General features: G+C 70.1%; 24 protein-coding genes. 14 read left to right on the top strand and 10 right to left on the bottom strand.

Translation table 11 applies throughout. The features are described from left to right. Positions 1 to 59: 59 nt before the first annotated feature. Entirely contained in the window at positions 60 to 863 is an 804-nt protein-coding gene (gene atpB, locus VF330_RS19405) for a F0F1 ATP synthase subunit A (RefSeq protein WP_330853041.1), read from the top strand. A gap of 28 nt (positions 864 to 891) precedes the next feature. Here the strand turns inward: atpB and VF330_RS19400 are convergent, their stop codons facing one another. Next, entirely contained in the window at positions 892 to 1,506 is a 615-nt protein-coding gene (locus VF330_RS19400) for a class I SAM-dependent methyltransferase (RefSeq protein ID WP_330853040.1), read from the bottom strand. Between the two features lie 125 nt (positions 1,507 to 1,631). Between VF330_RS19400 and VF330_RS19395 the strand changes: the two genes are divergently transcribed. Then, positions 1,632 to 4,415: an AfsR/SARP family transcriptional regulator gene (locus VF330_RS19395; RefSeq protein WP_330853039.1), complete on the top strand. Its 2,784-nt coding sequence runs from the start codon at positions 1,632 to 1,634 to the stop codon at positions 4,413 to 4,415. Positions 4,416 to 4,463: 48 nt separating this feature from the next. Next, complete coding sequence (locus tag VF330_RS19390) at positions 4,464 to 5,144, top strand: hypothetical protein (protein WP_330853038.1); 681 nt, start codon at positions 4,464 to 4,466, stop codon at positions 5,142 to 5,144. Here VF330_RS19390 and VF330_RS19385 read toward each other — a convergent pair. After that, positions 5,041 to 5,784: a lysophospholipid acyltransferase family protein gene (locus VF330_RS19385; protein ID WP_330853069.1), complete on the bottom strand. Its 744-nt coding sequence runs from the start codon at positions 5,782 to 5,784 to the stop codon at positions 5,041 to 5,043. The genes VF330_RS19390 and VF330_RS19385 overlap by 104 nt on opposite strands. Positions 5,785 to 5,932: 148 nt before the next feature. Between VF330_RS19385 and VF330_RS19380 the strand changes: the two genes are divergently transcribed. Next, entirely contained in the window at positions 5,933 to 8,329 is a 2,397-nt protein-coding gene (locus VF330_RS19380; protein WP_330853037.1) for an FtsK/SpoIIIE family DNA translocase, read from the top strand. 18 nt (positions 8,330 to 8,347) lie between these two features. On the opposite strand, the gene VF330_RS19375 is transcribed toward VF330_RS19380, so the two are convergent. The 4 genes from VF330_RS19375 to VF330_RS19360 form a co-directional block, all read right to left on the bottom strand. Next, on the bottom strand, positions 8,348 to 8,926 hold the full coding sequence (locus tag VF330_RS19375) for a maleylpyruvate isomerase family mycothiol-dependent enzyme (RefSeq protein WP_330853036.1): 579 nt from the start codon (positions 8,924 to 8,926) through the stop codon (positions 8,348 to 8,350). 20 nt (positions 8,927 to 8,946) lie between these two features. Beyond that, complete coding sequence (locus tag VF330_RS19370; protein ID WP_330853035.1) at positions 8,947 to 9,414, bottom strand: phospholipase; 468 nt, start codon at positions 9,412 to 9,414, stop codon at positions 8,947 to 8,949. A gap of 437 nt (positions 9,415 to 9,851) precedes the next feature. Continuing rightward, entirely contained in the window at positions 9,852 to 10,703 is an 852-nt protein-coding gene (locus tag VF330_RS19365; protein ID WP_330853034.1) for a MerR family transcriptional regulator, read from the bottom strand. Between the two features lie 62 nt (positions 10,704 to 10,765). After that, complete coding sequence (locus VF330_RS19360; RefSeq protein WP_330853033.1) at positions 10,766 to 11,266, bottom strand: amino-acid N-acetyltransferase; 501 nt, start codon at positions 11,264 to 11,266, stop codon at positions 10,766 to 10,768. Positions 11,267 to 11,361: 95 nt separating this feature from the next. On the opposite strand from VF330_RS19360, the gene rimO reads away from it, so the two are divergent. The 8 genes from rimO (at position 11,362) to VF330_RS19320 (ending at position 19,199) form a co-directional block, all read left to right on the top strand. Then, a complete protein-coding gene (gene rimO, locus VF330_RS19355; RefSeq protein ID WP_330853032.1) occupies positions 11,362 to 12,765 on the top strand; it encodes a 30S ribosomal protein S12 methylthiotransferase RimO in 1,404 nt (467 codons plus the stop codon). After that, positions 12,762 to 13,340: a CDP-diacylglycerol--glycerol-3-phosphate 3-phosphatidyltransferase gene (gene pgsA, locus VF330_RS19350; protein ID WP_330853031.1), complete on the top strand. Its 579-nt coding sequence runs from the start codon at positions 12,762 to 12,764 to the stop codon at positions 13,338 to 13,340. The genes rimO and pgsA overlap by 4 nt, the downstream gene beginning before the upstream one ends. Next, complete coding sequence (locus VF330_RS19345) at positions 13,337 to 13,816, top strand: CinA family protein (RefSeq protein WP_330853030.1); 480 nt, start codon at positions 13,337 to 13,339, stop codon at positions 13,814 to 13,816. Before pgsA ends, VF330_RS19345 begins: the two co-directional genes overlap by 4 nt. Positions 13,817 to 13,918: 102 nt before the next feature. Further along, on the top strand, positions 13,919 to 14,341 hold the full coding sequence (locus VF330_RS19340; RefSeq protein ID WP_090050735.1) for a helix-turn-helix domain-containing protein: 423 nt from the start codon (positions 13,919 to 13,921) through the stop codon (positions 14,339 to 14,341). Between the two features lie 348 nt (positions 14,342 to 14,689). Then, on the top strand, positions 14,690 to 15,541 hold the full coding sequence (locus tag VF330_RS19335) for a PspA/IM30 family protein (protein WP_330853029.1): 852 nt from the start codon (positions 14,690 to 14,692) through the stop codon (positions 15,539 to 15,541). A gap of 28 nt (positions 15,542 to 15,569) precedes the next feature. Further along, positions 15,570 to 16,391 (top strand): phage shock envelope stress response protein PspM, encoded by an 822-nt coding sequence (pspM, locus tag VF330_RS19330; protein WP_330853028.1) that lies wholly within the window; start codon positions 15,570 to 15,572, stop codon positions 16,389 to 16,391. 237 nt (positions 16,392 to 16,628) lie between these two features. Beyond that, complete coding sequence (locus VF330_RS19325) at positions 16,629 to 17,813, top strand: uracil-xanthine permease family protein (RefSeq protein ID WP_330853027.1); 1,185 nt, start codon at positions 16,629 to 16,631, stop codon at positions 17,811 to 17,813. 171 nt (positions 17,814 to 17,984) lie between these two features. Continuing rightward, positions 17,985 to 19,199, top strand: a complete 1,215-nt coding sequence (locus VF330_RS19320) for a glycosyltransferase (protein ID WP_330853026.1) — start codon at positions 17,985 to 17,987, stop codon at positions 19,197 to 19,199. On the opposite strand, the gene VF330_RS19315 is transcribed toward VF330_RS19320, so the two are convergent. From VF330_RS19315 to VF330_RS19300, 4 genes are read right to left on the bottom strand one after another with little or no spacing between them, the layout of a single operon-like run. Next, entirely contained in the window at positions 19,180 to 20,157 is a 978-nt protein-coding gene (locus VF330_RS19315) for a quinone-dependent dihydroorotate dehydrogenase (protein WP_330853025.1), read from the bottom strand. The genes VF330_RS19320 and VF330_RS19315 overlap by 20 nt on opposite strands. A gap of 33 nt (positions 20,158 to 20,190) precedes the next feature. After that, entirely contained in the window at positions 20,191 to 21,429 is a 1,239-nt protein-coding gene (locus tag VF330_RS19310) for a cytochrome P450 (protein ID WP_330853024.1), read from the bottom strand. 32 nt (positions 21,430 to 21,461) lie between these two features. Then, a complete protein-coding gene (locus VF330_RS19305) occupies positions 21,462 to 22,223 on the bottom strand; it encodes an Fpg/Nei family DNA glycosylase (protein WP_330853023.1) in 762 nt (253 codons plus the stop codon). Further along, a complete protein-coding gene (locus VF330_RS19300; protein ID WP_330853022.1) occupies positions 22,216 to 23,061 on the bottom strand; it encodes a ParA family protein in 846 nt (281 codons plus the stop codon). Before VF330_RS19300 ends, VF330_RS19305 begins: the two co-directional genes overlap by 8 nt. A gap of 33 nt (positions 23,062 to 23,094) precedes the next feature. Between VF330_RS19300 and VF330_RS19295 the strand changes: the two genes are divergently transcribed. Together VF330_RS19295 and VF330_RS19290 are read left to right on the top strand one after the other, a co-directional pair. Then, the gene (locus VF330_RS19295) at positions 23,095 to 23,814 is read left to right on the top strand and encodes a class I SAM-dependent methyltransferase (protein WP_330853021.1); all 720 of its coding nucleotides are present in this window, start codon (positions 23,095 to 23,097) and stop codon (positions 23,812 to 23,814) included. A 98-nt stretch (positions 23,815 to 23,912) separates the two neighbouring features. Continuing rightward, entirely contained in the window at positions 23,913 to 24,482 is a 570-nt protein-coding gene (locus VF330_RS19290) for a sigma-70 family RNA polymerase sigma factor (protein ID WP_330853020.1), read from the top strand. The last annotated feature ends 146 nt before the right edge of the window (positions 24,483 to 24,628 follow it).

Raw genomic sequence — 24,628 nt, 5'->3', positions numbered from 1 at the left:
CTGCGTCGCTCTCGTCCGCTAAGGTTTGGTCCCAGACCATGGACGAGGGGGTTCGCCCAATGGCCGGTTCCGACGTCTTCTCCCCACCGGGCAAGGAAGACATCCTCCTTCCACCGATCCTCACCTGGCACGAGCCGTTCGGACTGCCGTTCGACCTCTCGGTGACCAAGCCGCAGGCGCTGCTGGTCCTGTCGGTGCTGATCGTCCTGACGTTCTTCCTGGTCGTCACCAGGAACCTGAAGGTCGTGCCGTCGCGGTGGCAGTTCGCCGCCGAGTCGGTCTACGACTTCGGCCGCAACACCATCGCGCGCGAGCAGATCGGCGCGAAGGAGTTCGCGCCGTACGTGCCGTTGATCGTCAGCATCTTCTGCTTCGTGCTGGTGAACAACCTCTACGGGATCATCCCGTTCGTGCAGTTCCCGACGTTCACGCACAGCGGGTTCCCGTTCGCCGTGGCGTTGCTGGTCATCTTCCCGCTCTACCACTTCGTGGGTATCAGGAAGTTCGGCCTGCGGGGCTACCTGCGCAACCAGTTCGTCATCCCGGACGTGCCGAAGCCCGTCCTGTGGGGTCTGCTGATCCCGACCGAGGTCATCCTGAAGTTCTTCTTCGACCCGGTGAACCTCGCGATCCGGGTGTTCGCCGCGATGTTCGCGGGCCACCTGCTGATCCTGGTGTTCACGCTCGGCAGCGAGTTCCTGCTCCTCAACGCGCCGATCTACCTGAAACCGGTGTCCGCCATCGGGTTCGCGCTCGCGATCGCGCTGTTCTTCCTGGAGGCTCTGGTGCAGGTGTTGCAGGCCTACATCTTCGCCCTGCTGTCGGCGCACTTCATCGGCCGCGCGCTGGCCGAGCAGCACTGAGCCGCATCTGCTCTGGGCCGCAACGGTTCTAGGGGCGCTGGCACACCAGGTGCAGCGACTCCTCGGGCGTGGCGCCGGGGAAGGACGGGGTGAACACCGGCCGGCTCCGGCGCACGACCCGCAGGCCGACGTCGCCGAGGTGCTTCTCGTAGTTCTCCTCGGAGAACGACGACACCTGGATCTCCTGGCCCATCCAGGGAACCGTCACCTGTTCCACGTCGATCGGCACGGTCGCGAGGAAGAAGTGCCCGCCCGGCCGCAGCCACGCGGAGACCTGGCCGAGGGTCTTGATGATCTCGGCCTGCGGCATCTGCAACAAGGAGAAGACGGCGCACACGACGTCCCACGAACCGGCCGGCGACTCGAAGTCGCGGACGTCGATCTTGTGGAACGTGGCGTCGGGGACCTGGGTCGCCGCGAGGTCGACCATCACCGGGGAGACGTCGATGCCCGTGACCCTCATGCCGGCCTTGGCGAGCGTGCGCGCCACGGGAACGCCGGTGCCGCAACCGATGTCGAGCACGCGCGAGCCCGAGGGCCGGGTGGCCGAGAACCACGCCAGGGTGCCGTGCAGGGCGGGCTGGTGCGACCACGCCCGCTGGTACTCCAGTCCGAGCGTGTCGAAGACCTCGGCCGCGTTCATCTCCGCCCCCTCATTTCGGCCCAATCCACCTGAGTGAAGTGTGGAGAAGCCCTCTGCACGCCTTCTGGATGGCTTCTGGACGATTCCTGACGGTAGGTTGCTACACGACTGCGGACAGCGACGAAGTGAGACGAGAAGTGCAGAACGAGGTGCGCGTCAGCCTGCTGGGCGCGCTCGCCGCGACGCTCGACGGCCAGGAGCTCACGCTGGGTCCGCCGCGGCAGAGGGCTGTGCTGGCCGTCCTCGCGTTGCGGGCCAACCACGTCGTGTCCCGCAGCGAGCTGATCGACGCGGTCTGGGGGGACGACCCGCCCGCCAGCGCGGACAACGGCATCCACACCTACGTCGCCGGGCTGCGGCGGCTCTTCGAACCGGGAAGGGCTTCGCGCGCACCGAGCTCCGTGCTGCTGTCGACCGACTCCGGCTACCTGCTGCGGCTTCCACCCGGCAGCTCCGACGCGGCCCTGTTCCGCACCTACCTGGACGAGGCGGGGCGGCTGCGCGACGACCCGGCGGAGGCGCTCTCCGCGTTCGACCGAGCACTGGGGCTGTGGCGGGGAATCGCGCTGGACGGCGTGCCCGGTCCGTTCGCCGCGGTCGAACGCGCGCGCCTGGCCGAACTGCGGCTCACGGCCGTGGAGCAGCGTGCGGCGCTGATGCTGTCCGTCGGGCGCGAGGCGGAGGTGGCGGCGGAGCTGACGACGTTGGTGAGCGCGCATCCGTTGCGGGAGAGGCTGCACGGGCTGCTGATGTCCGCGCTGTACAGCGGCGGCAGACAGGCGGAGGCCCTCGCCGTCTTCAGCGACCTGCGCCGGCTGCTGGTCGAGGAACTGGGCATCGAGCCCGGTCCCGAGCTCCGGCGGCTGCACGAGCAGCTGCTCGCCGGTCGCCACGAACCGCAGCCCGACCCCGCCGAGCCCGTGCTGGTTCCCGTGCAGCTGCCGCACGGGGTTCGCGACTTCACCGGGCGGGAGAAGGAGCTCGCGAAGCTCGCCGAGGTCGTCCCGCACGACCACTCCCCGGCGCTCGTCGTGATCGCGGGCACCGGTGGCGTCGGCAAGACCGCCCTCGCGGTCCGCTTCGCGCACCAGGTGGCGTCCCGCTTCCCGGACGGTCAGCTGCACGTCGACCTGCGCGGGTTCGACGCGTCGTCGCCGCCGGTGCAGCCCGCCGCCGCGTTGCTGCAGCTGCTGCAGAGCCTCGGGGTGCCGCCCGAACGCGTTCCGGAGGACCTGGCGGCGAAGTCCGCGCTCTACCGCAGTGTCCTGGCGGGCAAACGGGTGCTGGTGCTGCTCGACAACGCGCGGCTGGCCGAGCAGGTCCGCCCGCTGCTGCCGGGCCGGTCGTCGTCGATGGTCCTCGTGACCTCGCGCAACCACCTCGGCGGGCTCGTCGCGCGGGACGGCGCGCACTCGGTGACGCTGTCGACGCTCACCCGCGACGAGGGGCTGGCGCTGCTGACGTCCGCGGTCGGAACGGAGCGCGTCACCGCCGAACCCGCCGCAGCGGCCAAGCTCGTCGAGCTGTGCGGGCACCTGCCGCTGGCGGTGCGGATCGCGGCCGAACGCGTCGTGACGCGCCCGCACCTCACGCTGGCCGACCTCGCCGGTGACCTCGCCGACGAGCGCGACCGGTTGAACGTGCTGGCCACGGGCGACGACGAGGACACGGCCGTGCGCGCGGCGTTCTCGTGGTCGTACCTGGCGCTGAAACCCGACGCGGCCAGGGCGTTCCGGCTCATCGGCCTGCACCCCGGCGGGGAGATCAGCCTGGACGCCGTCGCCGCGCTGGCGGGCGTGCCGGCGTCGAGGGCGCGGATCCTGCTCGACGTGCTGGCGGGCGGACACATGCTGGAGGAGTTCGCACGGGGCCGGTTCCGCCTGCACGACCTGCTGCGCCTGTACGCGACCGAGCTCAGCGCCACCGAGGAGTCGTCCGACGGCCGCGACGAGGCCGTGCAACGCCTGCTGCGGTGGTACCTCGACACCGCGAACGCCGCCGGGGCGACGATCGGGCCACCGGACCACCCGGCGTTCCTGCTGCCCCCTCTGTCCACTCAGGACTTCCGCTCGCACGACGAGGCCTTCGGCTGGTGCCGCGCGGAGTCCGCGAACCTGCTGGCCGTCACGAAGCTCGCCGAGGACGAGCACTCGCCGGCGGCGTGGCAGATCCCGGTGGCGCTGTGGAACTACTTCATCGTGTCGAGCGCACTCGACGAGTGGACTCACACGTATCGCGTCGCGGAACGCATGGCCGCGCGTGACGGCAACCAGGCCGCCCGCGCGTGGGCGGTGCACGGTCAAGGACTCGCGGCGTTCCGCGGGCAGCGTTTCGCCGACGCGCTGGAACTGTTCGACCGCGCGCTGGCGATCCGGCGCGAGATCGGCGACCGCGTCGGGGCCGCGTGGAGCCTCACCGGCCTGGGCATGGCCTACGGCGGCCTGCGCCAGTTCGACCTGGCCGTCGACCGGTTCGGCGAGGCCCTGGACCGGCACGCGGAGGTCGGCTCGTGGTTCGGCGAGGGCGGCACGAGGCTGTTCCTGAGCGACATCCTGCGGCTGGCCGGCCAGCACGAGGAGTCGCTGGCGTCGGCACGCAGGGCGTACGAGGTGATGGACGCGCATCAGGCCGTGCACGCCAAAGCGATGGCGTTGGTGAGCATCGGCTGGGCACGCCTGAAGCTCGGTCAACGAGTCGAGGCGCGCGACTCGTTCCGTGAGGCGGTGGGGTTCCTGCGCGTGCTCGGCGACCGCAAGAGCCTCGCGGAGGCGTTGCACGGCGTGGGGGAGTCCAGCGCGGGCCAGCCGGAGGTAGCGCGGACGCACCTGCTGGAAGCGCTGACGATCTACGAGGACTACGACCACCCGCTCATGCCGGAGGTGCGGGCGAGGCTCCACGAGCTCTCCTAGGGGGCATCCCGGATGTGCGCGCCGCAATAGGTAGGCAAGCTACATGTCATGCAGAAGCGAGCACGAACCCTGTTGGTGTGGTTGCACGTCATCACGTCCGTCGGCTGGATGAGCCAGGCCGTCGCGCTGCTGGCGTTGCTGCTGTACGGCATGAGGACGGGCGACGTCAGCGCGTTCGAGATGGCGCGCTTCCTCGACCACCGGGTGCTCGCGGTCATGGCGAACATCAGCGCGTTCAGCGGCATGATGCTGAGCGCGCTGACGCCGTGGGGCTTCTTCCGGCACTGGTGGGTGCTCGCGAAGTTCGTGATCACCGTGGTGCAGCTCTACGTCGGCATCTTCATCCTGAGCGGCAACCTCGAAGCGGCCGCGCAGGGGCACGTGACGGTGTGGATGCCGGTGGGCACGTCGCTCATGATCGGCGCGATCGCGTTCCAGGCGTGGATGAGCGTGGCCAAGCCGTGGGGCCGCACGCCGTGGGCGGACCCGAAGGTCAAGCTGCCCACGGCGAGCACGACGATGTTCGTGGTGGCGCTGGTGGTTCCGGCCGCGGACTTCGCGGTCAGCCTCTACAGCGGCGGGCCCAGGCCGTTGTTCATGCTCGTCACGGTGATCGCCTACGCGGTCACGCGGGCCGCCAGGGGGAGGAACCGGTCGTCGGTCGCGTCGGGTCGTGGAACTTCGGCACGTCCGGCTCGTCGAGGCGCAACGGCACCAGGCCCTCGGTGATGGCGAGCATGATCCGCTCGTGGGCGCGGCGGGCGTCGCCCATCGTGTCGGCCCTGAGGTCCGACAGCTCCACGGGCTTGCCGAAGTGGACCTTGAACGTCGGCCGCCTGCGCACCGCGCGCAGCCACGACGTCAGGTACGGCAGCACGTCCTTCCAGCCGCCGACGCTGAGGTTGCCCCAGTAGACGGCCTCGTGCGCACCCCACTGGCTGATCGGGATCACCGGAATGCCGCCGCCGAGCGCCATGCGCGCCACACCGGTCTTGCCGCGCTCGGGCCACATGCCGGGGTCCAGCGTGATCTTGCCCTCGGGGTAGACCGCGATCGGGTCGCCGCCCCCGCTCAACGCCTCGACGGCGCGGTGCATCGCCTCGCCGACGTTCGCCGACCGCCGGTCGACGCGCAGGTGGCCGCACGCCTTCAGGGCCGGGCCGAGGACCGGCGCGTCGAGCAGGCCGCCGGCGAGCATGAACCGCGGGTTGACGCCCACCTCGCGGCACGCCGCGATGAGCACCATCGGGTCGAGGTTGCCGATGTGGTTGGACGCCAGCAGCAACGGCTTGCCGACGAGCTCCGGCGGGATGTCGCCCGAGACCTCGAGCTTGCCGGTCAGCGCGATCAGGCCACGGTCGACCACCATGAGCACGCGCCAGAAGAGCGGTGTGGACACGCGGGGCAGCGTACGGCGTGTCGCGCGGACACCGTGCACGATCGGGGGAACCATGGGGTTTCGCACGCGTCTCGGTTGCAAATGGGGCTGGTGAGACGCAAGGGACTACCTTGTAGACATGGCCGGGCGTACAGGGACTTCGAGAAAGACCACGTCACGCGGCAAAGCACCAGCGAAGCCGCGGGCGCGATCCACCGCGTCCAGAAAGCCCGCACCGCGCAAGGGCGGCGGTGCGATCAGCACCGTGTGGGGTGCTTTGGGGCGTGGGGTCGGCAGTGTGGTCCGCGCGATCACCGGCACGAAAGGTCTCGAACCCGAACACCGGCGTGACGGCGTCGGCCTGTTCCTGATCGCGCTCGCGTTCATCACGGGCGCGGGCGTGTGGTGGCAGGCGGGCGGCCCGGTCGGCCAGTGGGTCGACGGCGCCGTGCGCAGCTCCGTCGGGTTCCCCGCGGTGATCGTCCCGGTCGTGCTGCTCGGCATCGGCGTCACGCTGATGCGCACGGACTCGAAGCCCGAGGAGCGGTTCCGGCTCGTCGTCGGCGGTGTGCTGATGACCATCGGCGTGCTGGGCATGTTCCACCTGATCGGCGGTCTGCCGATGGACCCGGTCGCCCGGCGCGACGCGGGCGGGGCGCTGGGGTACCTCGCCGGCGGGTTCCTCGCCCAGGGCCTCACCTCGTGGGTCGCCGGCCCGCTGCTCCTGCTGATCTTCGTCTTCGGCCTGCTCTGCGTGCTGCACTGGCCGGTTCGCGAGGTGCCGCAACGACTTCGCGCTCTCGTGCACCGCGAGCCCACCGCCCCGCCCTTCGGCGACGAGGAGCCGCTGGAGGAGGAGCCGAAGCCGGTGCGCCTGCGCCGTCCGTCGCGCCGCCGCCAGGCCGCCGAGCCCGTCGAGGACGAGCCGCAGGCCGAGCTCCCGCTGGACGAGCCCGAGCCCGTCGTCCCGAAGCCCGCTCCCGCGCCGTCGAAGAAGGCCGCCGCCGCGGCGGCCGCTCCCACCCAGACGATGGCCGTGCGCGCCGTCGAGGGCGACTACCAGCTGCCGCCGCCGGGGATCCTGAAGGACGGCGACGCGCCGAAGGCCCGCAGCAAGGCCAACGACCAGATGATCGAGGCCATCACCGGCGTGCTGGACCAGTTCTCGATCGACGCCCAGGTCACCGGCTTCACCCGCGGCCCGACGGTGACGCGCTACGAGGTCGAGCTCGGCCCCGGCGTGAAGGTCGAGAAGATCACCGCGCTGACCAAGAACATCGCCTACGCCGTCGCCACCGACAACGTCCGCCTCCTCGCCCCGATCCCCGGCAAGTCGGCCGTGGGCATCGAGGTGCCGAACAGCGACCGCGAGATGGTGCGCCTGGGCGACGTGCTGCGCGCGCCGTCCACGCTGAACGACACGCACCCGATGGTGGTGGGCCTCGGCAAGGACATCGAGGGCCACATGGTCACCGCGAACCTGACGAAGATGCCTCACCTGCTGGTCGCGGGCTCCACGGGTTCCGGCAAGTCGTCGTTCGTGAACTCGATGCTGGTGTCGCTGCTGGCCCGTGCGACGCCGGACGAGGTCCGGATGATCCTGATCGACCCGAAGATGGTCGAGCTCACCCCGTACGAGGGCATCCCGCACCTGATCACGCCGATCATCACGCAGCCGAAGAAGGCGGCGGCGGCGCTCGCGTGGCTCGTGGAGGAGATGGAGCAGCGCTACCAGGACATGCAGGTCAACCGGGTGCGCCACATCGACGACTTCAACCGCAAGGTGAAGTCGGGCGAGATCACCGCGCCGCCCGGCTCCGAGCGCGAGTACCGCCCGTACCCGTACATCATGGCGATCGTCGACGAGCTGGCCGACCTGATGATGACCGCGCCGCGCGACGTCGAGGACGCGATCGTCCGCATCACGCAGAAGGCCCGTGCCGCCGGCATCCACCTGGTGCTCGCGACGCAGCGCCCGTCCGTCGACGTCGTCACCGGCCTGATCAAGACCAACGTGCCGTCGCGGCTGGCGTTCGCGACCTCGTCGCTGACCGACTCGCGGGTCATCCTGGACCAGCCGGGCGCCGAGAAGCTGATCGGCATGGGCGACGGCCTGTACCTGCCGATGGGCGCCGGGAAGCCGGTGCGCATCCAGGGCGCGTTCGTCGGCGACGAGGAGATCTCGCAGATCGTCGACTTCACCAAGAACCAGGCGCAGCCCGAGTACACCGACGGCGTCACGTCGCAGAAGGCCGGCGAGAAGAAGGAGATCGACGCCGACATCGGCGACGACCTGGAGCTGCTGGTGCAGGCGACCGAGCTGATCGTGACGTCGCAGTTCGGCTCGACGTCGATGCTGCAGCGCAAGCTCCGCGTCGGCTTCGCGAAGGCAGGCCGCCTGATGGACCTGCTGGAGACGCGCGGCGTCGTCGGCCCGTCCGAGGGCTCGAAGGCGCGCGAGGTGCTGATCAAGCCGGACGAGCTGGAGTCGGTGGTCTACCTGATGCGCGGCGGCGGTCCGGGCGGCGAGGAGTAGCGGCCCGAGCCGCTCGGCTCAGTCCGGCGGCCCCTGCCAGCGCCAGCCGGTCTGCTGCTCGCGGCCCGGCAGCGCGACGCGGTCGGTCGCCCACAGCAGGCCGGTCCACGGATCCACGCCGAGGTCGTCGTGCCGGAACATCCGCGCGAGCACGCGGGCGCAGACGTCGCGCGGCGGGTCGAGCGCCAGGCCGAGGCCGCGGGCGATGTCCTCGCCGTGCACCAGCACCTCGACGCAGCCCATGCCGGCGAAGTGCGCCGGGTCGGCCGTGCCGGTGGGGTGGTAGGCGCGCACGGTCGGCGGAGTCGTCCGCACGACCGAGGCGAGGATGCGGCCGCCGGCCACCGCGAACTCCAGCAGCTCGGCCGGGCTCGCCTCCTTGTCGGCGACGGCGAGGAAGCGCACGTAGCGGCCGTCGGGCCGGGCGACGAGCTGCGCCGCATAGGACAGCAGGCAGTCGCCGACGTGCTCGGCCGTGTCGCGGCAGTTCCACTCGCCGGTGCCCGGCGGGGCGGTCCAGTCCCGGCCGGTTGCCTGGCCGAGCGTGTCGGCCAGGCAGGAGACGACCGCGTCGAGGTCGTCGGCAGTCACCGTCATCGACGCAGGATAGTGAGCGCCTACCTCACGCCCGCCTGCTGGATGATCGCCGCCGTGGACGACCCGCTGCCACCGAACTGGCGCACCGCCGCGTAGTAGATGTCCGCCGTGCGCTTGCACGCCCAGTTGCTGCCGCACTGGTTGTACATGTCGGACTTGAAGTTGTTGTCGATGCGCAGCCGGTTCGTCTCGCTGAACCGCGCCTGCCGCTTGAAGTTGCGGTAGCCGAAGTCGTGGCGGTGGCAGGCCGGCAGGAACTTGAAGCCGAAGGGGTTGTCCGGCGAGTACGAGCAGCCGTCGGACGACCAGTCGAGCTGGTCGGCGTAGGGCTGCTGGGCCCGCAGTGTCGTGAACTGGCTGAGGGACTTCGAGAACAGGTAGTCGTCGGTCACCGCGACGGCGTCCACGGCGTGCGCCGGGGTGCCGGTGAAGATCAGGGCCACGGTGGCGGCGACACCGACGAACGCCGAGCGCAGGGTCTTCGACATGGCGAGCTCCTCGGTGTGCGGGCAGGGTCTCGCCCAGTTGTAGCCGGTGGTCGATCACCGCCGGTAGACACGATCCGGTGAACGTCAGGTGATCACGTGGCCGCAGGCGGTCGCGGAGGCCCCTTGATGCGGGCTGTAGGCGGGCGTGAGGTCGAACGCCCGGACGCCGTCGGGCAACGTCCGCGCGGTCGTGCAGCGGGTGTCGACGCATCCCTTGCGGTAGCGGTGATCCGGGGCCGAGCGCTACCCGACCGCGTGCCGTCCCAGTGCCTCGGCGATCGCCACGACCTTCGACGTGCCACCGGTCGCGAACGGTTCTGCTGCTGCCGCCCGGCCTTCGGAGTCCACATCGGACAGACTGCGCGGCAAGGGGGTGGAGCTGTGACACCACTTCCCGGCGCCACCCGAGTCCTCAGCTGGGCCACGTGCCGGCGGGATCAGCGGCCAGGCTCGTCCTCGTCCCCCCGCTTCAGGAAGTTCTCGATCTCCTGCTCGCTCGGCAGGTCCCCCGCCGGGTCCACGATGTTCTCGGCGATCGGCGGCAGCGGCTGCTCGGCCCACGCGGGCTGGAAGTCGTCGCTGGGCAGCAACCCGTGCCGCGACGCGAACTCCTCGGCGGCGTCCCTGATCGACTCCCGCAGCGTTCCCACCACCGCGGTCTCCGCCGTGTACGTCAGCTCGACGAGCAACGCCCGCACGTTCTCCAGCTGGTTCTCGTCCCCGGCCTTGCGGGCGAGCTCCGGCCAGAACTGCCGCTCGAACAACTGCACGAAGTCCGCCGCCACCGCGTCGGTCGCCGTGCGCAGGCGCGTGAAGCTGTCCATGACGTCATCGCTGGGCACCCGGAGACCGGCGAGCCTGCCGCCCGCCTCGAGTGCCCAGCGACGCGCGTGCGGCCAGCCGTACTTCCACCGCACCAAGCCCAACCGCATGGCCCGGAGGAGGAGTCGCGGTTGGACGTCTCCCATCGGAACGAGGTGGCGGATGTCGCGCACCTTGATCCGGACCCAGTCGTCGGGCCCCTCGGTCTCGCCCATGCCGAGCACCGCGGCGACCGACTCGCCCTTCTCGCGCGCCGAGATCAGCTCCGCGATCGCGGGCAGCGAGAACCCCCGCTGCTGCAACCGCTGGACCAGCGTCAACCGCTCGACGTGCGAGGCGTCGTAGTACGCCACGCGCCCCTGCCGTCTCGGCGCGTGCAGCACACCCTTCGTCTGGTACATGCGAATGGTGCTGCTGGGCAGGCCGATCCGGGCGGCGAGCTCGTCGACGGTCAGCGATTCGGACACGGACCGATCCTGGCGCTGGTCGGTTCGTCGAGTCAAGACTCTTCGAGTGATCACTCGAAGAGTTACAACTCCAGGAGCATCCGGCTGTTGCCGAGGGTGTTGGGCTTCACGTAGCTGAGGTCGAGGAACTCGGCGACGCCCTCGTCGACCGACCGCATGATCTCCTCGTAGACCTCGGGGCTCACCGGCGTGCCGTCGATCTCCACGAACCCGTGCTTGCTGAAGAACCGCGTCTCGAACGTGAGGCAGAAGATGCGCGCGAGCTCCAGCTCCCGCGCCGTCGCGATGAGCTGCGCCACGATCCGGTGCCCGACGCCCTTGCCCAGCGCCACGGGGGAGACCGCGACGCTGCGGATCTCGGCCAGGTCCTCCCACATCACGTGCAGGGCACCGCAGCCGAGCAGCTCGCCGTCCTCCTCCGCCACCCAGAACTCCTGCACGGCCTCGTACAGCGTGACCAGCGGTTTCGCCAGCAGGACCTTGCCCGCGTACCCGTCGATCAACGCCTTCATGGCGCGCACGTCACTGGTGCGGGCGCGCCGCACGACTACCCCACTGGTCACGAGGATCAAGTATGGGCGGGGCCCCGGCGAGGCCTGCGGGCAGAGGTCGCGGCGCGGTTCAGACCCGGGGACCGGAGCCGGTTACTCTGAGCGCCGTGTCTTCTCCCACCACTCCGCGACGCGTGTCGCTGCTGACCCTGGGCTGCGCCCGCAACGAGGTCGACTCCGAAGAGCTCGCCGGGCGGCTCGGCGAAGGCGGCTGGGAGCTGGTGGACGAGGGCGCGGACGTCGTCGTCGTCAACACGTGCGGTTTCGTCGAGCAGGCGAAGAAGGACTCGGTCGACACGCTGCTCGCCGCGTCCGACACCGGCGCCAAGGTCGTCGCGGTCGGGTGCATGGCGGAGCGCTACGGCAAGGAGCTCGCGGACAGCCTCCCCGAGGCGGCCGCGGTCCTCGGCTTCGACCAGTACAACGACCTCGCCGAGCGGCTGCAGGACGTGCTGCACGGCAAGCCCGTCGAGTCGCACGTGCCGGTGGACCGCCGCACGCTGCTGCCCATCACGCCGGTGAAGCGCCAGGACGCCAAGGACGCGGTCCAGGTGCCCGGCCACGGCTGGGGTCCCACGAAGACGCCCCGCAAGCGCCTGGACGACGCCCCCGTGGCGCCGTTGAAGATCGCGTCCGGGTGTGACCGCAGGTGCAGCTTCTGCGCCATCCCGAGCTTCCGCGGCGCGTTCGTGTCGCGGCACCCGGACGAGGTCGTGTCCGAGGCCATGTGGCTCGCCGAGAACGGCGTCAAGGAGCTGTTCCTCGTCAGCGAGAACTCCACCAGCTACGGCAAGGACCTGCCGCGCGAGCAGGGCGCGCTGGAGCAGCTGCTGCCGCGCTTGGCGTCCATCCCGGGCGTCGAACGGGTGCGCGTGAGCTACCTGCAGCCCGCCGAGACCAAGCCCAGCCTCGTCGCCGCCATCGCGAAGACCGACAAGGTCGCGAACTACTTCGACATGTCGTTCCAGCACTCCAGCGAGAACGTGCTGCGCCGCATGCGCCGGTTCGGCGACACCGACAGCTTCCTCAAGCTCGTCTGGCAGATCCGCGAGCACGCGCCCGAGGCCGGCATCCGCAGCAACTTCATCGTCGGCTTCCCCGGTGAGACCGAGGAGGACCTGGCCGAGCTGGAGCGGTTCCTCACCGAGGCCCGCCTCGACGCCGTCGGCATCTTCGGCTACTCCGACGAGGACGGCACCGAGGCCGAGGGCCTCGAGGGCAAGCTCGACGCGGACACCGTCGCCGAACGCGTCCAGCGCATCGGCAACCTCGTCGAGGAGCTCACCAGCCAGCGCGCCGAGGACCGGGTCGGCACCGAGGTCACGGTGCTGATCGAGACCGAGGAGGACGACGAGAGCGACTGCGTCGGCCGCGCCGAGCACCAGGCTCCCGAGGTCGACGGCGAGTGCATCGTGCTGGAGGCGGAGGGGCTCAAGCGCGGCGACTTCGTGCGGTGCCGCGTGGTCGACTCCGAGGGCGTCGACCTGATCGTCGAGGTAATCCCGACATGACAGAGGCCAGGAAGGTCCCGCTGCTCAACGTCGCCAACGTCCTCACGATGGCGCGGCTGGCACTCGTTCCGGTCTTCCTGTTCTCCCTGTTCGAAGCGGGCGGCTTCGACACGACGTGGCGGCTCATCGCGTTCGCCGTCTTCGCGATCGCGAGCTTCACCGACCACATCGACGGCACGCTCGCCCGCAAGCACGGCCTCATCACCGACTTCGGCAAGATCGCCGACCCGATCGCGGACAAGGCGCTGACCGGGTCCGCGCTGGTCGGCCTGAGCATCCTCGACGTGCTGCCGTGGTGGATCACCATCACCATCGCCGTGCGCGAGATCGGCATCACGCTGCTGCGGTTCTGGGTGATCCGCTACGGCGTCATCCCCGCCAGCCGCGGCGGCAAGGCCAAGACGCTGGCCCAGGTCATCGCGATCGGGCTGTTCGTGCTCCCGCAGAACGACGTGCTCCAGCTCATCGCCTGGGTGATCATGGCGGTCGCGCTCGTCCTGACGGTCGTCACGGGAATCGACTACGTCATCCGGGCGTTCAAGTTGAAGGCCCGCGCGGGCAGGGCGGTTCTGTGACGGACGTCGTCGAGCTGCTCAAAGCGCGCGGGCAGACCGTCGCCACGGCCGAGTCGCTGACCGCGGGTCTGCTGTGCGCGACGATCGTCGACACACCGGGGGCGAGTGCCGTGGTCCGCGGTGGGTTGATCGTCTACGCGACCGAGCTCAAGCACGAGCTCGCGGGCGTGGATCAGCGGTTGCTCGACGAGCACGGTGCCGTGCACCCGGACGTCGCGGTCCAGCTGGCCGACGGCGCTCGGACGCGGTGCGGATCGGACTGGGGAATCGGGCTCACCGGCGTCGCCGGACCCGACCCGCAGGACGGAGTCGCTCCAGGCACGGTCCACATCGGCTTGAGCGGGCCTGGAGTGTCCACAGTGCGGACGATCACCGTGAGTGGTGACAGAAAAGCGGTGCGTTTCACAGCCGTGGAAAAAGCGCTGGTCCTGCTCTCGGAATACTTGCTGATCACGCCGGACGGGAACAAACGATGACCGGCCGTTCGTTCGCCCTGGGCGGACGTGTTCGGAAGTCACTGCCCGTTGTCGGTGTCGATCGGTAACGTAGGGACACGGCCGGCCGGAAGGAGGCGCGCGATGACCGTGCTGCTGCGCGAGGCGATCGGTGATCGGCTTCGCCATGCCCGCACCAACCAACGCCGCACGCTGCGCGAGGTCTCTCGGACCGCCCGCGTGAGCCTGGGGTACCTGTCCGAGGTGGAGCGCGGCCGCAAAGAGGCGTCCAGCGAGCTCCTCGCGGCCATCTGCGAAGCACTGGAACTGCCGCTGTCCGAACTGCTGCACCACGTCGCCTCCGACATCGGCGCCGTCCAGCAGACGCCGGACACGGTGCCGGACACCGTCCCGGACGGACGTCCGGAGCGCGGCAAGCTGGAGGGCGGCCGCGTGCTGCCGTCCACGCTGTCGGACGACCTGTCCGACCTGCGCCTGCAGCCCATGCTGAGCCACCGGCTCACCAGCAAGATCGGCGAGACGCCCAAAGCGGTAGTTGCTGCTTGACCACCCCGTCGTCCCGGCCCCGCACGCCACCAGGCGTGCGGGGCCGCCTGCGTCCGGGGGGTCTGTGGTCCGGGCCACGTGACCGTCTGCAACAAGAACGGCCCGTCGTACGTTCAACTGACAACGACGGCAGCGTGCCGGACGCCAGGCAACGGCTTGGCCACAGCGCGCTGGGTCACCGCGTCCCCGGACGCGGGTGCGGGCAGGATTGGCACGTCGTCGGACGTGTACTCCTAAGTCCCGGGGTGGGTCAGGGTGTTCCCGGATATCTCCCCGTGTCGGTGGATACGCCGACGCACAATTGAGACGATGGATCCAACACCGGCACCGAGAAGGCAGGCGTAGGAGATGGCCAGTCCGTTCGTGAAGTTCTGGAAGTACCTGATGGCATCGTTCTCGACGAAGATCGACGAGCACGCTGACCCGAAGGTGCAGATCCAGCAGGCCATCGAGGAGGCGCAGCGTCAGCACCAGGCGCTCTCTCAGCAGGCCGCTGCCGTCATCGGCAACCAGCGGCAGCTGGAGATGAAGCTGAACCGCCAGCTGGGCGACGTGGAGAAGCTGCAGGCCTCCGCCCGTCAGGCGCTCGTGCTGGCCGACGAGGCGCGCTCGAAGGGCGACGAGCAGAAGGCGACGCAGTTCGAGAACGCCGCGCAGGGCTTCGCCACCCAGCTCGTCACCGCCGAGCAGGGCATCGAGGACCTCAAGACGCTGCACGACCAGTCGCTGCAGGCCGCCGCGCAGGCGAAGCAGGCCGTCGAGCGCAACTCGATGATGCTGCAGCAGAAGCTGGCCGAGCGCACCAAGCTCCTCAGCCAGCTGGAGCAGGCGAAGATGCAGGAGCAGGTCTCCGCGTCGCTCAACCAGATGAGCGAGCTCGCCGCTCCCGGCAACGTGCCGTCGCTCGAAGAGGTCCGCGACAAGATCGAGAAGCGCTACTCCACGGCCCTCGGGTCCGCCGAGCTCGCCCAGAACTCGGTGCAGGGCCGGATGCTCGAGGTGCAGGCCTCGACCACCCAGCTCGCCGGCTCGTCGCGCCTGGAGCAGATCCGCGCGTCCATGCACGGCGGCCAGGCCGGCACGCCGCAGCAGGTCACGGCGGGCAACAGCGCCGCGGCGCAGATCCAGGCCGAGATCGCCCAGCGCGTCCAGCAGGAGCAGAAGACCACGCAGCACCAGGTCCCGCCGGCTCAGAACTGAGCGGGGCAGGAGGAGTCAGCAGGTGATCATGGAGCCCTGGAGAAACCGTCCCAACAACGAGATCGTCCGCAAGGTCGTCGGCGAGTTGGGTGCGTCGCTCCAGGGCCACCCGCTGGCCGAGCAGGCGCGCTACCGCATGCAGAAGTGGAACGACCCGGTCGCGAAGCTCGAACGCAAGCGCAAGCGCACGAACGCCGTGCTCACGTTCTGGCTGATCCTGATCACCATCTTCGGCACGCTCGCCGTCTTCGGCTTCACCGGCGTGCTCGGCACGTGGGCCGCGGTCGGCGGCACGATCGGCGCGGCCGTGCCCGGTCTGCTCGCCGTGCGCAGCGGGTTCAAGCTGCGCGAGCTGACCGCCGCCCGGCAGCGGCTGGCGTTGTCGCCGCCACCGCCGCCCCGGCCGCCGCTGCCCGCGCACATCTCGTCGGCGCGGGTGCCGATGGAGAAGCTGCACAGCGCCGAGGACGCGATGACCGAGCTGCTGCGCCAGCTCGACTCGCCCGCGCTCACCACGATGCCCACCGAGTCCGTCCAGCACGCCCGCCAGACCGCCCAGGAGGCCTCCTGGGCCATCCGCGCGGTGTCCGGGCAGCTGCAGGCCGTGGAGCGCGCCCGGGACACGGCGCCGCACCTGGAGCGTGCCCAGCTGGTCGAGGGCGTGCGGGTGCTGCGCATCCAGCTGGCGGACGGCGTGGACCGCTACTGCGCGTTGGTGGCCGAGGCCGGCAAGGCCCTGGCGGCGAGCACGCAGTTCCAGGACCCGCGCGCGGTGCTCGACGACGCGACGGACCACCTGGCCGGGCTGGCGTCCGCTATGCGGGACGTCTCAGGCTATTCAGCGCACTGAAACGTAACTCTCTGTAGTCACATGCGCCTATTCGGCGGTTCTCTCTGGAGATCTTTAGGGCGATCGTGTGATTATCAGACCGTTATCTAGCCGTAGCCACTACATGGCGTGGCAGGATTCCGGGGTCGGTCTGCGGGAAGACCGGCTGAAACGCCGGGAGGCAGTGCGTTGGCGTTGTGGACCGTGCACGGGGACGGTCGGATCACCGACAGTGAAACCGTCGCACCCCAGGAGCGGGTGAGCTGGCCGCTCACCATCGGGTTCGGAGTGCAGCACCTGGTCGCCATGTTCGGCGCGACGGTGCTCGTCCCCACCGCCACCGGCCTCCCCGTCGCCACCACGCTGCTGTTCTCCGGCCTGGGCACGCTGCTGTTCCTCGTCATCACCAAGAACCGCGTCCCGAGCTACCTGGGCTCGTCCTTCGCCTTCGTGGCGCCGCTGGTGGCTGCCCGCGAACAGGGCACGGCCGCCCAGCTCGGCGGGGTCGTCGCCGCCGGTCTGCTGGTGATCGTCGTCGGCATCGCGGTCAAGGCGCTCGGCGTGCGGCTGCTGGAGTCGGTCATGCCGCCGGTCGTCTCCGGCGCGGTCGTGATCATCATCGGCCTGAACCTCTCGCACCAGGCCACCTCGAACTTCGCCGAGCAGCCCCTGCTCGCGGCCGTCACGACCGCGGTGATCCTGCTGGCCGGCGTGCTCGGCCGCGGGCTGCTGTTCCGGTTCTCGATCCTGCTGGGCTTCGTCGCCGTCTGGGTGGGCGGCGTGCTGACGGGCGCGGTGCCCGGGGCCAGGTTCACCGAGCTGCGCGAGGCGGCCTGGGTGGGGCTGCCGCAACTGCACCAGCCCGAGCTGCGGCCGTCCGTCGTGCTGCTGATGCTGCCCGTCGTGATCGTGCTGGTCGCGGAGGTCGTCGGGCACGTGAAGGCGGTGGCCGCGCTGACGGGCCGCAACCTCGACGGCAGCGCCGGCGACGCGATCATCGCCAACGGGCTGTCGACGGCCCTGTCCGGCCTCGGCGGTGGCGTCGGGACGACCACGTACTCCGAGAACATCGGCGTGATGGCCGTGACCCGCGTCTACACGACGGCGGCGTTCGCGTTCGCCGGCGTCTTCGCGGCGGCGCTGGCGTTCTCCCCGAAGGCCATCGCGCTGTTCGGCACCATCCCGCCGGGCGTGCTCGGCGGCTGCACGCTGATCCTCTACGGCCTGATCGTGCTGATCGGCGTGCGGATCTGGATGGACCGCGGCGTCGACCTGTCGAACCCGGCGAACGCCATGGTGGGCGGCGCGGCGCTGGTGGCCGGCGTCGGCGACCTGACCATCGGGATCGGCGACCTGGAGATGGGCGGCATGGTGTGGGGCTCGCTGCTCGTCGTGATCCTGCACCCGGTCATGCGCTGGCTCAGGGCTGCGAGGCGTAACTAGCGCCCACTCCATCGAGTGGTTTTCGTCCCTCCACATCGGACCGATCCTGCATCCGGTCCTCGGAGGGAGTCTCGTCATGGTCGCCGCGTACTACGTGGTGCTCTTCTTCGCCTGCGCTGTCATCACGGGCAGCCTGGTCGCGTCCCGCATCCGGTTGCTGCGTCACCGCCGATGACGACCCTGGTGTGGTTGATGGTGCCGCTCGCCATGATCGGCATCGTGCGCGTGTGCGTCGTCCTCGTGGCGGCTGATGTCTACGACCTCTCGTTGCACAGGTCCAGTCCGCTGCCGTACGAGCCGCCGGTGTGGGTCGTCATCCCGGCCTACAACGAGGAACTGTGCGTGGCCCGCGCGGTGCAGTCCGTTGTGGACAGCTCCTATCCGGACGTCTCCGTGGTCGTGGTCGACGACGGTTCGACCGACGGAACTCTCGAAGCGCTGGCCGGGTTCGGTGACCGCGTCCACGTGGTCTCGCAGGAGAACGCGGGCAAGGCGGCGGCGATCAACACCGGCATGCGGCTCGTCGGCGACGGGCTCGTGATGGTGCTGGACGCCGACTCGACGTTGTCTCGCACGGCCGTCGCGAAGATGGTCGCGCACTTCGCGGACCCGGTGGTGCTCGCCGCGGCGGCCAACGTGAAGGTCGCCGGGCAGCGCGGCGTGCTGGGGTGGGTGCAGCGCCTGGAGTACGCGGTGGTGCACCGCCTCAAGCAGGGCTACACGGTGTTCAACTGCGAGTACGTCATCGGCGGTGTCGGGTCCATGTTCCGCACGTCGATCGTGCGGGCGTGCGGCTACTTCGACACCGACACGATGACCGAGGACATCGACTTCTCGATGAAGATCCTCTCCCAGCGCGGCAACTTCGACTGGCGGATCATCTTCGCGGCCGACGCCATCGCCTACACGCAGGCGGTGCCGTCGTTCAAGGGCCTGCTGCGGCAGCGGTTCCGGTGGAAGTTCGGCCGGCTGCAGGCGTTCTACAAGCACCGTTCGCTGTTCTTCGGCTCGACGTGCTCGCGTCTGCTCTCGTGGGTGCACCTGCCGTACACGGCGGCGGGGGAGGTGCTGGTGCTGTTCGAACCGCTCTTCATCTACGTCGTCATCAGCGCGACGTTCCGGACGGGCTGGTTCACCGGCATCGTGCTGCTGTGCTCGGTCTACACGGGTGTGGCGGTGTTCACGATCGTCGGCGATCTCACCGAGTCGTGGCGCGCCAAGGCGCCGTTGCTGGCCTTGGCGCCGTTGGCGTACCCGCTGCTGATGGTGATCGTGTTCGTGGACTTCGTGGCGGTGCTTCGGTCGTTGTTCACGGTGCTGCGCGGCTATCGGCCCGTCGGCCGCTGGGAGCACGTCGAGCGCACGCTCACCTCAGTGCCCGGTTGATCCGCGAGACCAGCCCCGGTCCCTCGTAGATGAACCCGGTGTAGATCTGCACGAGGCTCGCGCCCGCGTCGATCATGCGCTTGGCGTCGTCGGCGGTCGCGATGCCGCCGACGCCGATGACGGGCAGGTCGCTGTTCTTGGTGATGAAGCGGACCACGTCGTTCGCGCGCTGAGTCAGCGGCCTGCCGCTCAGACCGCCGGTCTCGTCCCGATGGGCGCCCTTCAGGCCCTCGCGGCTGAGGGTGGTGTTCGTGGCGATGAGGCCCTTGACGCCGTTGTCGACGCACACCCCGATGACCTCGGCGATGGCGTCGTCGGTGAGGTCCGGCGCGATCTTGACCAGCATCGGCTTGGTCGTGGCCCGCGTCAGCGCCTGGACGAGCTCGGTCAGCGCGCCCTTGTCCTGCAGGCTGCGCAGGCCGGGGGTGTTGGGGGAGCTGACGTTGATCGCGTAGTAGTCGCCGTGGTCCTTCAGGGCGTTCAGCGAGTTCAGGTAGTCCTGGACGGCGTCCTCGACCGGCGTGATCTTCGACTTGCCGAGGCTGATGCCCAGCGGGGCCTTCAACGGCGTCCGGTCCAGCTTGGCGGCAAGCGCTTGCGCACCGGCGTTGTTGAAGCCCATCCGGTTGATGATCGCCTCGTCCTCGCGCAGCCGGAACAGCCGCGGCTTCGGGTTGCCGGGCTGGGCGTGCCAGGTGACCGTGCCGACCTCGACGAACCCGAACCCGAGCGCGGCCCACGCCGGCAGCGCGCGCCCGTCCTTGTCCAGGCCGGCCGCGAGCCCGACGGGGTTGGGGAAGCGGACGCCGAAGACCGTGCGCGGGTTGTCCTGGCCGCGGGCGAACCGCGCCAGCGGGCTCAGCCGGGCCATGACGGCGAGCGTGGTCTCGTGGACCCGCTCCGCGTCGCCGCCGTGCATTCCGAACAACGCCCTGCGAACCACCTGCTTGTAGACCACGCGCCCACCCTATAACGCCAGTTCAGGGCGTCATTACATGGGCTTGGGCACCTTGATGGTCGCCTGCTCGTCCAACGGCATCCTGAGCTTGGTCCGGAACGTCACCGGCAACGCCCGCAACCCGCGGCTGCCCAGCGACACCCGCCAGCCCAGCGGCTGCGAGGGGTCGAGCGCGAGCCCGGCGCACCGCTCCAGCAGCGTCCGGAACGCCACGTCGCCCTCCAGCCGGGCCAGCGGAGCGCCGAGGCAGAAGTGCATGCCGTGCCCGAACGCGAGGTGCTGCCGGTCCGCCCGCTCGATGTTGAGCTGGTCGGCCCGCGGGTAGCGCGCGTCGTCGTGCTCGGCGGAGGCCAGCGACAGCAGCACCACGTCACCGGCGGGGATCTGCACACCGCCGATCGTCAGCGGCTGCGCGGCGAACCGCAGCACGTGCGAGGTCGGTCCGTCGAACCGCAGGAACTCCTCGATCGCGCCCGGCAGCAGCGACGACGAGCGCTGCAGCAGTTCGAGCTGCTCCGGGTTGCGCAGCAGCGCGAGCGTGCCGTTGCCGACCAGGTCGACGGCGGTCGTGTAGCCCGCGACGAGCAGCAGGAACGACAGCGACGCCAGCTCGTCGTCGGTCAGCGCCGTCTCACCGGTCGCGCGGGCCAGGCCGCCGATCAGGTCGTCGTCGCCGGACGTCCGCTTGTGCGCCACGAGGTCGCGCAGGTAGCCGGAGGTCTCCTCCCGCGCCGAGGCGGCGTCACCGTCGGCCAGGCCCGTGACGACGTCGGCCCAGTAGCGGAAGTTCTCCTGGTCGACCGCGGGGACGCCGAGCAGCTCCATGATCACGGTGATCGGCAGCGGGGCCGCGAAGTCCGCGATCAGGTCGCAGCCGCCGGAGTCCGCGAACCCGTCGGCCAGCGAGGCGGCGAGCTGCTCGACCCGCGGGCGCAGGGCGGCGATGCGGCGCGGCGTGAGCACGCTCGACACCGCGCGCCGCAGCCGCGTGTGGTCGGGGGCGTCGCTGTTCATCATGTGGTCCGACAGGTCGCCGAACCACCACGACGCGAAGTGCGGGTGGCCGCGGAGGGGTTCGGCGAGCGCGGAGCCGTGCGAGGACAGCAGCGGGTTGTCCAGTGCCGCGCGCACGTCGGGGTACCGGGTCACGAGCCACATCGGCACACCGAGGGTCTCGACCCGGTGCACGGGACCTGACTCGCGCAGGCTCTTCAACACCGAGTACGGGTCGTCGGTGAAGCCCGGGCGCAGCGCATCCAGATTTACCGCCATATCGAAGGACACGGCCGCAGCAGCGTCTCGGTTCAACCGGATTGGCATTTTGGGCAGAAGTACACGAATCTGCCTTCGATCTCGTCCGATCGGACTCTTGTGCGGCATCGCAAACACGCTCTGCCGGTGCGCTCGAATACGTAGTGCTGGATGCGCAGGTCGCCCGTCGTCGACTGCTCGGGCCGCCACTGGTTGGCCTGCAACAGCTTTCGGGACAGCGCGACCGCGCGACCGGCGTCCACGGACGACACCGGCGCAGTCGGCAGAACGCGCAACAGGAAACAAACCTCCGCGCGGTAGAGATTGCCGACACCGGCCATGACGCGCTGGTCCAACAATGCGATCCCGATGGGCCGGGAAGGATCGGCGGTCAACCGCCGAACGGCCTCAGCGGCGTCGAAGTCCTCGGCGAGAAGATCAGGACCGAGATGCGAGATGAGCTCGTCTTCGCGGGCGGTCGGCACGATCTCCATGTCGTGCAGCGCGAACCCGATGGCCTGCCGGTCGTCCACCTCGAACACCGCGCGGGCCTGGTGCGCGGGCCGGCGCCACCGCTCACCGGGCCGGTAGAGGTGCCACGAGCCGTCCATCCGGAAGTGGCTGCGCAGGCTGGTGCCGTCGGAGAAGTGCGTGAACATGTGCTTGCCGTACGTGCGCACGCCGAGCACGTCCAAGCCGGCGAGGTCGATCTCGGCCAGCCTGGGGTGGCGCAGCTCGCCCTTCAGCAGCGTCTTCCCGGCGAGGGCGTCGTGCATGCGCCTGCCCGCCAGGAAGACGGTGTCGCCCTCAGGCATCCACCGCTTCCTGGATCTCGTCGTCGTCGAAGTCGCGGTGCACGGCGCGGCGCCGGCTGCGGGAGATCCGCTGGATGCGCGCGAGCAGCAGGTTGAACGCCAGCGCCACCTCGCGCGCGCCCGGCGTGCCCCACTCGTGGATCGGCATGCACGCGCCCTGGGCCTGCTGCACGGCGAGCCGGTCCGGCAGCGCCACCGGCATCACCAGCGGGCCGAAGATGTCGCGCAGCTCCTCGATGCGGAACTGGTGCTCGTGCGACCGCGGCCGCACCCGGTTCACCACGACGCCCAGCGGCTGGAGGTCGGCGTTGTTGGCCTCGCGCTCGTTCTGCACCGCCTCGAACGCGCGCTGCACGCCCGCCACCGCGAACATCGTCGGCTCGGTGACCAGCAGCGCGCGGTCCGCCGCCACCAGCGCGGACCGGGTCAGCTGGCCCAGCGACGGCGGGCAGTCGAGCAGGACGAGCTGGTAGGGGAACTCGTCGTACATGTCGCGCAGCGTGCGCAACGCGTCTTTCAGGCGGTGCAGCCGCGACTCGTTCGGATCCGGGTGGTTGAGCAGCTCGGCGTCCTCGGACCCGGACAGCACGTCGATGCCGTCACCCCACCTGCTCGGACGGATCGCCTGTTCCAGGTTCTCCTCCGACGGGTCCTGCAGGACGTCGTAGATGCTCGCCTTGGACTCCTCGGGTTCCAGCGTCGACGTGGCGTTGCACTGCGGATCGAGATCGATCACCAGCGTGCGGACGCCGCGACGGAGGGCGGCCGAGGCGAGGCCGAGCACCACCGTCGTCTTGCCGACGCCTCCCTTGAGGCTGAGCACGGACACCGTATGCACAGACCTACTCTAGGGTCTCCTACTCTGTAAGCCATGCGACCGGACGCCGTACAACGGGTGCTCGACGCCGAACTGGCCGCCGCGCGGGAGCGCAGAGGCGGCGAACCGCCTCGCGTGCTCGACGTCGGCGGGGGCAGTGGCGTCTGGGCGGTGCCCCTCGCGGCGGCCGGATGCGCCGTCACGGTCGTGGACCCCTCACCGAACGCACTGGCCACGCTGCACACCCGTGCGCGTGAGGCCGGCGTGACGATCGACGCGGTCCAGGGCGACACGGACTCGCTGGGCGCGCACGCGGGCGAGGCCGACCTGGTGCTGGCCCACGGCCTGCTCGAAGTGGTGGACGACGCACCGGCCGCGCTGTCCGCGCTGGCCGCGGCCGCGACGCCCGGCGGCGCGGTGTCGGTGCTGGTCGCGAACCGGTTCGCCGCGATCCTGCACCGCGCGATCGCGGGCCGGATCGTCGACGCGCGCAGGCTCCTCGACGACGACGCGGGTCAGCTGGCGGGCACGCGCGACCCGTTGCAGCGCCGGTTCGACGTCGCGGGTCTCGAGAAACTCGTCCTCGAATCCGGTCTGGCTGTCGAGATCCTGCAAGGTCACGGCGTAGTTTCTGACCTGGTGCCCGGTGTGGTGCTCGACGCCAACCCCGGTGCCGCGGAGGCGCTCGCCGAACTGGAGCTGGCTGCCGCCACGCGGTCACCGCTGCGCGACGTCGCCGCCCGCCTGCACGTGCTGGCCCGCCGTACCGCCTGACAGCGTTCACATTCGAGATTCCCCTTCTCGAGTGGTGGTCCCGGACGACTCGGTGGCGAATGATGATGTTTCCGCTGCCGAAGAGGGAAACCGACGAGATGGAAAGTTCCGACCTGCTGGCCTCCCTGGTCAACGAGGCCGTCGCGGGTGACCGGCATGCCGTGGAACGGCTGCTGGCGTCCGTGCGTCCGCTCGTGGCGCGGTACTGCCGTGCGCGCGTTGGCCGTCATGAACGCGCGTACGCGTCCGCGGACGACGTGGCGCAGGAGGTCTGTCTGGCGGTGCTGACCGCGTTGCCGACCTACCGCGAGCAGGGCAGACCGTTCCTCGCGTTCGTCTACGGCATCGCCGCGCACAAGGTGGCGGACGCCCACCGGGTGTCGGCGCGCAACCGGTCCGAACCGGTCGCCGAGGTGCCGGACGGCCCGTCGCTGGCCATCGACCCCGAGGAGAGCGCCCTGCTCGGCTCCCTCTCGGTGCGGCTGGGGCAGCTGCTGCGGGTGCTGCCGGACAAGCAGCGCGAGATCCTGCTGCTGCGGGTCGTCGCCGGGCTGACGGCCGAGGAGACGGCGGAGGCGACCGGCTCGACGCCGGGTGCCGTGCGGGTGGCCCAGCACCGCGCCCTGGCGAAGCTGCGGACCTCGGTGGGGGTCGAGGAGCTGATCTGACGGCCGCGGTGCCGCGTCGTGGACAAGGAACGGCATCGGAAAAATACTCGTCACGAAATCACTGAATCGGCGGAACGAGCCGGTTTCGATTACGTGGAGTGGCTGTCCGACGGCCGTTACGCCGGGTTATTCGCTGCTCCATTCGA

The organism is Lentzea sp., assembly GCF_036380075.1.
Taxonomy (GTDB): domain Bacteria; phylum Actinomycetota; class Actinomycetes; order Mycobacteriales; family Pseudonocardiaceae; genus Lentzea.
The sequence above is the reverse complement of the archived record's forward strand: the minus strand, read 5'-3'. Positions and strand labels throughout refer to the sequence as shown.